Source organism: Acidobacteriota bacterium, from assembly GCA_003225175.1.
Lineage (GTDB): Bacteria > Acidobacteriota > Terriglobia > Terriglobales > Acidobacteriaceae > Gp1-AA112.
Genome location: QIBA01000116.1, coordinates 1587 through 8738 on the forward strand (window position 1 = coordinate 1587; position 7152 = coordinate 8738).

The following is a 7152-nucleotide window of genomic DNA, read 5'->3' on the forward strand; positions in this document are numbered from 1 at the left end:
CATTGATAGCTTGTTGGTGAGTTGCCGCGCCTTGGGTCGTGGTGTGGAACACGCGCTTTGGGCTGCGATGGTCAACCGTGCCTATCAAAAGGGTGTGCGGAAACTGCAGGCAGAATATGTTGCGACGGGCAAAAACAGCCTGGTCGCAGATTTTTATGATAAACTGGGTTTTCGTCAGGTGGAAGGTAATGGTTCCGTTAAGCGCTATGAGTTGACGCCGCTTGCGCCGCGTTTATATCCATCCTGGATCAATGCGATAGACGAACCCGATGCAGCATAGTGACGCTCTGCTCCGCCTCTTGAGGGAGTTCTTTAATCTGCCGCCTGACGTGCAGCCGCAGGAGATCACGCAAAACGCTGTCGCGGCATGGGATTCCCTGGCGATGGTGCAGTTGATCGCCGATCTGCAGGGCACTTTTCTGATCGATTTTGACGTTGATGAAATCGGGAGGTTGCGCAGTTATGAAGAGATCCGAGCTACGCTGCTCAAAAAAGGCGTCTCATTGGTAAGACAGCGAGCGGCAGCGTGCGGTCCTGAAGGTATCCAGCAACAAAACTCCCGTGACCCAGATCACCCCAGAGGAAGTCAGACAGTTTCTTCTCACTAAATACGCTGATTCGATTCACGGAATTGGCTTGATTCCGGCTGAAATCGGCGATGATTTTGATTTTCTGCTTTCGGGAGTGATCGATTCTTTCGGAGTGCTCGAGATGATCAGCTCGATTGAGGATCAATTTCGAATCCGATTGGATATGGCGACTTTGGATGCGGAACAGATCACCATCGTGGGACCGCTTTCCGTTTATGTGGCGCAACATGCCAGGCCGGCTGAGCGGGAATAAACCGCTGTGGAGATTGGCGCGCCCGGAATGAAACTTCTTTATCAAAGAGAGCCGATTTTCATCTCGGGACTGCGTTACAAGCTCGGGAGCGTCCGACGCACTCTCGATGAAGTGAAAGCGAGTGGCCGCTTGGCCAGCTCGGTGGAAACTTTGAATGCCATGGGCTATCGCTATCGCCTGGAGCTGGCTGAAGGAGAGACGCTTGTGGATCTGGCGATCGATCCTTTGCGCTCTGCCCTCGAGTGCGCTGGCAGCCCGCGTGCGCTCGTGACGCAGCATTGCCATGCAGAATGCGCGGTCATGCCCTTCGAACCGGGCGACACTATCGGAGCCTCCCGCAATCGTTACTTCCCCGCCGAAATCATGCAGACTCTGGAGATCGATCATTTGCCCTATCTTTGTTCGTTTGCCAGCGGCTGCGCCGGCTTCTTATCGCTTCTAATCACCGGCAGCGGCCTGATCTCAGTCGCTGATGATCGCCCGATCGTTTGTCTAATGGCGGATTGCTGTCCAGCAGGAGTTCCCGTGGATTTGTTGCGCGAAAGGATCCTTGGGTCAGATCATAGCTCGGCCTTTTCGGTTAGCCGCGAGAAACAAAGCTACCATCTCCTGGGGATAAGCTACTACTCTACCACGCGCCGGTTGGTCCCCCTGGTGGAAATTGTGAAGCGGACGGTGGAAATGATTCAGAGTCTGGCGACCGATCTGGGCTTGAACCTGGCCGCTTCTGATGTTGCGCTGCATTATCCAAACACTTTCCCAGATACCTGGAAAATGGTGACCCGCTATCTCCAAACTGGTAAAGCGGAACATATCATGGACGAGATGTCGGAGCGAGCGCATTGCGGAGCGACCGATTCGATTATTTCCTTGGCCAAGTGGCACCGGGGCCACACGGGCCGGCTGCACGTGGTGGTGAACTATGGAGTCGGTCTTCATTTGGGGGCATGCATTTTGCGCGAGGAAGGTGCTATGCCGGCGGTATCCAATTCGAGGTCTGCCGGCAGCTCATGACTCAATGGGGAATGACTCCAGACGGTGTTGAAATAGCACACCGAGAGGGATTTTTCTCCGCGGCCAAAAATCGAATCCTGCAGGTGCTGGCTTGTCATTCTCCAGGTGCGACTACCTGGCGGGTTTGGCTGCATCGATGGCGCGGAGTTGATATCGGGAAGGATGTCTGGATCGGCTATGACGCCATCATCGAAACGTCGTGGCCGGAGTTAGTCACGATCCGTGATCGGGCAACGATTCAGATACGTGCGACGATCATCGCGCACTTTCGCGAGCGACGAGGTGTAGTCATTGAGGAAGATGCAACCGTCGGGCCGGGCGCGATCATCTTACCAAACGTTACGATCGGGAAGGGTGCGATTGTGGCCGCTGGGAGCGTAGTTACAAAGTCCGTGCCGGCGCGAACCGTCGTGCAAGGCAATCCCGCCCGGCCCATCGCCACGGTTGATCTGCCGTTGAGGTTAGACGTTTCGCTGAAGGAATTTTCCAAGCACCTTCGCCCGATTCGAACGGAAGAAAGCCGGGATGCTGCAACTTAGCCGCCTCCAAGGCAGGAGCGTGAATTGAGTGGAATCAACTTCCCGGGAAAATACATGTCCTCGCCTAAACCGGCGCTACTGATGGCCAGTGTGGGCCTGGCTGCGTGGGCCACGGGACGGGTGTTCAACATACAGGCCGGATGAGCTGGAATGCTTATCTTGGGCTTGTGACTTTCTCATTTGTCTGTCTGCTGGTGAGCGGCGGGTTTTTCTCCTCGACCGGCGAACCGCTTAGCTGAGGCGCTTTCGCGGAAGAGTACCGAGGAACTCCATGCGAAGGATCTACGTGCAGATGAAATCTCATCTTGATCGAGAAAACAATTCATATTTGAGCAGCCGCGAACCCGAGAGAGGCCAATCTACCTAGATCACAGGCAACGCCATCGTGCCGATTCCTGCCGCACGAGGTCGGAACGTAGATCGCGGTGTTTTTTATCTTGCCTATCAACAAGCTTATGGAGTAAACAAGCCCACATGACGCGAAAGAGAACAAGCATTTGCGACAATCTAAAGCCCAGCACGCAAGCAATTTGTGGCAAGAACGGCGAACTAGGAGGCGTTCATTGCTGCTTCGCGCTGATAGCGATTGCAGCGCTCGCCTGCGCTGGATGCCAGACGAAGTGGCCGCCTTTGCCGTACCCACCAGGTCCTTACACTGCTGTAAGACTTTCCCCCGGAGATACGATCAAGATTGCGTTCGCCGAAAACGCCGATCTGGACCAAACACAAAAAATTCGCCGCGACGGCAAAGTAAGTTTGCCGCTGATCGGTGAGGTGCAAGCTGCGGGGAAAAGGGTCATGGATTTTCAAAATCAACTCATCGGCCGGTATGACGAGCACCTCGATAACCCAGAAGTGCTGGTCACCTTGGAAACCAGCCCTGCAACTGTGATAATCTCGGGATTTGGCGGTAAACCGGGCAAAATTGAATTTGATCGCCCAACGACTGTGTACCAGGCGATTATGGAGGCGGGCGGAGTGGGTGACTATGGAAGTTTAAGCAATATTCATCTGACTCGCATAATCAACGGAGTACAGCGCACTGAAAGCCTTAACCTTAAGTCGTCGATTCGCGGTCAGCCCGTACAACCGGAGTATGTCCAGGATGGGGACGTGATTTATATCGGGCGCAGCGTGTTTTGAGTTGACGTGCCGGCAGGGGGCGCGACTTGCAAACATGATTTTGCCATGTCGATTTCGCGGATGCCGAAATCACGTTCTTGTTCTGCGTTTCGTTCTGCTATTCGCTGCTTGCTTGCTTGCTCCGATCGGTGAAGCGATGGCTCAATATGGGGGGGGGGCCATATCAGGAGCGGGTGGCGGTGGTGTGGGTGGCGGAGGGGCTGGTTCCATATCAGGAGCGGGTGGCGGTGGTCTGAGGGGCGGAGGGAGAGCGGGTGCTGGCGCTAGTGGTGGTGGAGGGAGATACGTTCCGCTTGAAATCACAGCCGGTGTGAACCTCGGTTTTGATAACAACGTTCTCGGCAGCAATACCACCACGGGCGGAAGCGGCCGAGGCTCATTTTCGGTGAGAGAAAACCTTGTCCTGACATATGATCGGTTCGCTGAACCCACGGAAGTTCATCTAATAGGCGTCGGGCGTTTTACTCAGTTTCCCGATGTGGGATCAGATGACAAGGACCTCACCCTTACCTTAGGGTTAACGCATAATTTCTCGCCTCGCCTTTCCTTCCGTGCTGACGTTTATGCCGCTTACCAGACCGAGCCGAATTTCCAATCCAATGTTGGACCGGAAAACGTCCGCGCTCCTCACTTCGACACGCACAGTATTTTTTCGCTTAGCTATCACTGGCTACCGCGACTCTCCTCGATAACAAGCTTTACCTTAGAGCGAGTCGATTATTTGCAGACGACAGAGCAGACGACAGCGACGACGACGACCCTAAACCAGCAGGACCGGTTCCAGTATACGCTTGCCGAAGGACTGCAATTTAGCCTCACCACACGCACGAACCTGAATTTACAATATCGCTATCTCATCGTCGACTACGACAGCGCACCGAGCGATTCCACGACTCATTTTGCTCTCGTTGGTTTCGATCATAATTTGACCAAGGACCTGAGCATTGACGTGCTTGGGGGGTCCTCATTTCGCTCTTTCAAAGATGACGGCAGCTCGATTGATCCGTACGGCTCAGTCAATGTTAATTATCGGGGTCCCAAGCATTCGCTAAGCTGGATAACAACTTATGGAGTCGAACAGTCCACCAACAGCCTCGCAAGGGGGAGCACGACGTTCCGAACCGGCCTGAACGCAAGGTACGATCTAACTTCGCGCATCAACGCGAGAGCGGCAGTTTATTATTATAACAGTAACAATCAAGGGTCATCTGGAACGACATCGGCAGGCTCACAGGATGGCTTGCAATTTACTCTCGGGCTCGACTATAGGATCAACAACCATTGGGCAGTTAACGCTAATACCACGTACTCGGCCCAGTTCTCGTCAGGAGCTACAGGTGGCTATTCGCGGAATCACTATTTCGCCGGCGTAACATACCATTACTGAAGATCACAGCTGAAACGGCAGTCGTGCAGGAAGCTCTCTAGGCAAGAATCGAAAACTGCCTTCTGACGTCAAGCTGACAGAGACCTTAGCAGAGATCAAACATATGCGCTCTTCATCAGACGGAGCTGCTGCTCGCGAACCCACCATTTCTGTGCAAACAGGGAACATCTCCAAATCTTCTCCACTGAAGCACAGGCAGAAGTCGCGTTTTTTGGGAGCCGCGTGTTTTGCGGTCGTGCTGGCGGCGATTTTCGGGCACTCTCTGCTGACGCTGATCAAGTATGCGGCGAGCAGCCAACTGCATTCATACATTTTGTTAATCCCGTTCGTTTCTGGTTACTTGCTTTACATCAGACGGGATCAACTGCCGAAAAAATATTCTGTCGATCTTCCGCTCGCAATCGTGTCCCTCGCTATCGGTCTCGGCATTTTGATCTTCACCTACTGGTTGGATTTTGCGGGGCGAGTGCCGGGCATCAATGATCGCCTCACGCTGCTGACGCTGTCGTTCCTTTGCTGTCTTGCAGCGGCAGGCTTTTTCTTTCTCGGACGTGCCTGGATGCGAGCTGCAGCCTTTCCATTGGCCTACCTCATTTTCATGGTGCCAATGCCGAATGCGATGGCGGATGCCCTCGAACAGGCTTCCGCAGCCGCCTCGGCCGAGATGGCCAATCTTTTATTTCATCTCAGTGGCATGCCTTTCTTTCGTGTCGGACCTGTTTTTCAGCTGCCAAACATTACCATTCAAGTTGCGCAGGAATGCAGCGGCATCCGCTCGAGTCTGGTGCTCTTCATAACCAGCATCCTGGCGGCCAATCTGTTTTTGAAAACGCCATGGCGGCGCGTGGCACTTATCGCGGTTGTCATCCCGCTCGCCATTTTACGAAATGGATTTCGTATTTTTGTGATCGGTCTTCTCTGTGTGCATCTGGGTCCGCAGATGATCCATAGTCTAATCCATCGTCGCGGCGGACCGCTGTTCTTTGTGCTTTCGTTGATTCCATTTCTTTTCCTGTTATGGTTGCTGCGCAGGGGCGATACGGGAGAAAGCGCTGAGAGCGAGACCAAACTCTGATTCCCTGTGGGCCTTGTTTCCCGCGGGAGATTTTCGGGAACTTCGTCTGTGTTTTGCCGTAGAAAGCGGTACCAGACCGGCGCTCCGCCGTCGTGCCAGCACTCGCCTTGTGGTCGCTAGGGCTCACGTGGCGGGCGAAGGTTTCTTTTCCTGTATGGGCGAAATGACATTTGCGACTTTTTTATCGGCTGAAAGCTCCGGCGGCCGTTGCGTCTGTAACGCGATACATGATGTCAGCTAGAAATAGTTTGTGAGCCCGAACACGATTCTAGCTTTCGTCGCCGGCGCCTTCAGTTTGGCGCTCGCCGCCATCGCTGCGTGCCGCACAAAGCGTTCTCTGGCGACCTGGTGTTTCTCGGTTGGGATGCTGATTTTCGGCTTGGAGAGTTTGTTCGGCGCGATGTGGAGCGACGCGGTAATCCCCGAAAAGGCAGCATTCTGGGGAAGCCTTACCCTCATCGCGAAATCCTTTTTCCCGGGCATTTGGATTTGCTTCAGCCTTACTTACTCGCGGGGAAATGCGCGAAGCTTGCCGTCGCGGTCGCGCCTGCTCGTAGTGGCGGCCGTGCTTATTCCCGTTGGGATATCGGTGATTTTCAGAAATCAATTACTGCCTGTGTCTCTTATCGACTCCGATTCAGACTCGTGGGTTCGCTCGCACGCGGCGGCCAGAATGTTGAACGGGTTTCAGCTCGTCTCCGCCGTTGTGATTCTGATGAACCTGGAAAGGACGTTTCGATCTGCTGTCGGCACGATGCAGTGGAGAATCAAATTCGTCGTGATCGGTTTGGGAATCATTTTCGGGGCCCAAATTTACACTGCGAGCCAAGCGCTGCTGTTTTCGGACGGCATTCTGGTGTTAAGCAGGATAGACAGCGTTGCGCTTCTGATCGGCTGCGCTTTGATCGTTATAGCTTTTCGACGAAGCGGGTTCGGCGAGATCGACGTTTATCCCTCGCATGCTGTGTTGCGCACGTCACTGACGTTTGTCTTGGCTGGGGCCTATCTCTTCGTCGTAGGTGTCCTTGCTGAGGTGGTGGCACGAACTGGAAAAGCCGACGCGTTCGAGCTCCAGGCATTGATCGTGCTGTTGGCATTTGCGGGATTGGCTGTCGCGTTGCTGTCGAATCGATTGAGGCAAAAGATTCGTT

9 protein-coding genes are annotated in these 7152 nt (G+C 54.0%); all 9 read left to right on the forward strand.

Translation table 11 applies throughout. The features are described from left to right. Nucleotides 1-67: 67 nt before the first annotated feature. Nucleotides 68-280 carry a hypothetical protein gene (locus DMG62_22785; GenBank protein ID PYY20622.1) on the forward strand — a complete coding sequence of 71 codons (213 nt, stop codon included), beginning with the start codon at nt 68-70 and terminating at the stop codon, nt 278-280. Further along, nucleotides 270-608 carry a hypothetical protein gene (locus tag DMG62_22790; protein PYY20623.1) on the forward strand — a complete coding sequence of 113 codons (339 nt, stop codon included), beginning with the start codon at nt 270-272 and terminating at the stop codon, nt 606-608. The genes DMG62_22785 and DMG62_22790 overlap by 11 nt, the downstream gene beginning before the upstream one ends. Beyond that, nucleotides 535-843 (forward strand): hypothetical protein, encoded by a 309-nt coding sequence (locus tag DMG62_22795; GenBank protein PYY20624.1) that lies wholly within the window; start codon nt 535-537, stop codon nt 841-843. Before DMG62_22790 ends, DMG62_22795 begins: the two co-directional genes overlap by 74 nt. A 6-nt stretch (nt 844-849) precedes the next feature. Further along, nucleotides 850-1857 (forward strand): hypothetical protein, encoded by a 1008-nt coding sequence (locus DMG62_22800; GenBank protein ID PYY20625.1) that lies wholly within the window; start codon nt 850-852, stop codon nt 1855-1857. Continuing rightward, nucleotides 1791-2396 carry an acetyltransferase gene (locus DMG62_22805; protein PYY20626.1) on the forward strand — a complete coding sequence of 202 codons (606 nt, stop codon included), beginning with the start codon at nt 1791-1793 and terminating at the stop codon, nt 2394-2396. Before DMG62_22800 ends, DMG62_22805 begins: the two co-directional genes overlap by 67 nt. A gap of 474 nt (nt 2397-2870) precedes the next feature. Next, on the forward strand, nt 2871-3539 hold the full coding sequence (locus DMG62_22810; GenBank protein ID PYY20627.1) for a hypothetical protein: 669 nt from the start codon (nt 2871-2873) through the stop codon (nt 3537-3539). Between the two features lie 34 nt (nt 3540-3573). Further along, nucleotides 3574-4926, forward strand: coding sequence for a hypothetical protein (locus DMG62_22815; GenBank protein ID PYY20628.1), 1353 nt, complete (start codon nt 3574-3576; stop codon nt 4924-4926). Nucleotides 4927-5029: 103 nt separating this feature from the next. After that, nucleotides 5030-6001 (forward strand): hypothetical protein, encoded by a 972-nt coding sequence (locus DMG62_22820; protein PYY20629.1) that lies wholly within the window; start codon nt 5030-5032, stop codon nt 5999-6001. Nucleotides 6002-6251: 250 nt separating this feature from the next. Then, nucleotides 6252-7152: hypothetical protein (locus DMG62_22825; protein ID PYY20630.1), on the forward strand; the 901-nt coding region annotated here is incomplete at its 3' end.

Excerpts from the sequence above, each read along its gene's own strand:
- DMG62_22785 (PYY20622.1), top strand. The coding sequence starts at position 68 with ATGGTCAACCGTGCCTATCAAAAGGGTGTGCGGAAACTGCAGGCAGAA.
- DMG62_22790 (PYY20623.1), top strand. The coding sequence starts at position 270 with ATGCAGCATAGTGACGCTCTGCTCCGCCTCTTGAGGGAGTTCTTTAAT.
- DMG62_22805 (PYY20626.1), top strand. The coding sequence starts at position 1,791 with ATGCATTTTGCGCGAGGAAGGTGCTATGCCGGCGGTATCCAATTCGAG.
- DMG62_22810 (PYY20627.1), top strand. The coding sequence starts at position 2,871 with ATGACGCGAAAGAGAACAAGCATTTGCGACAATCTAAAGCCCAGCACG.
- DMG62_22815 (PYY20628.1), top strand. The coding sequence starts at position 3,574 with ATGATTTTGCCATGTCGATTTCGCGGATGCCGAAATCACGTTCTTGTT.
- DMG62_22820 (PYY20629.1), top strand. The coding sequence starts at position 5,030 with ATGCGCTCTTCATCAGACGGAGCTGCTGCTCGCGAACCCACCATTTCT.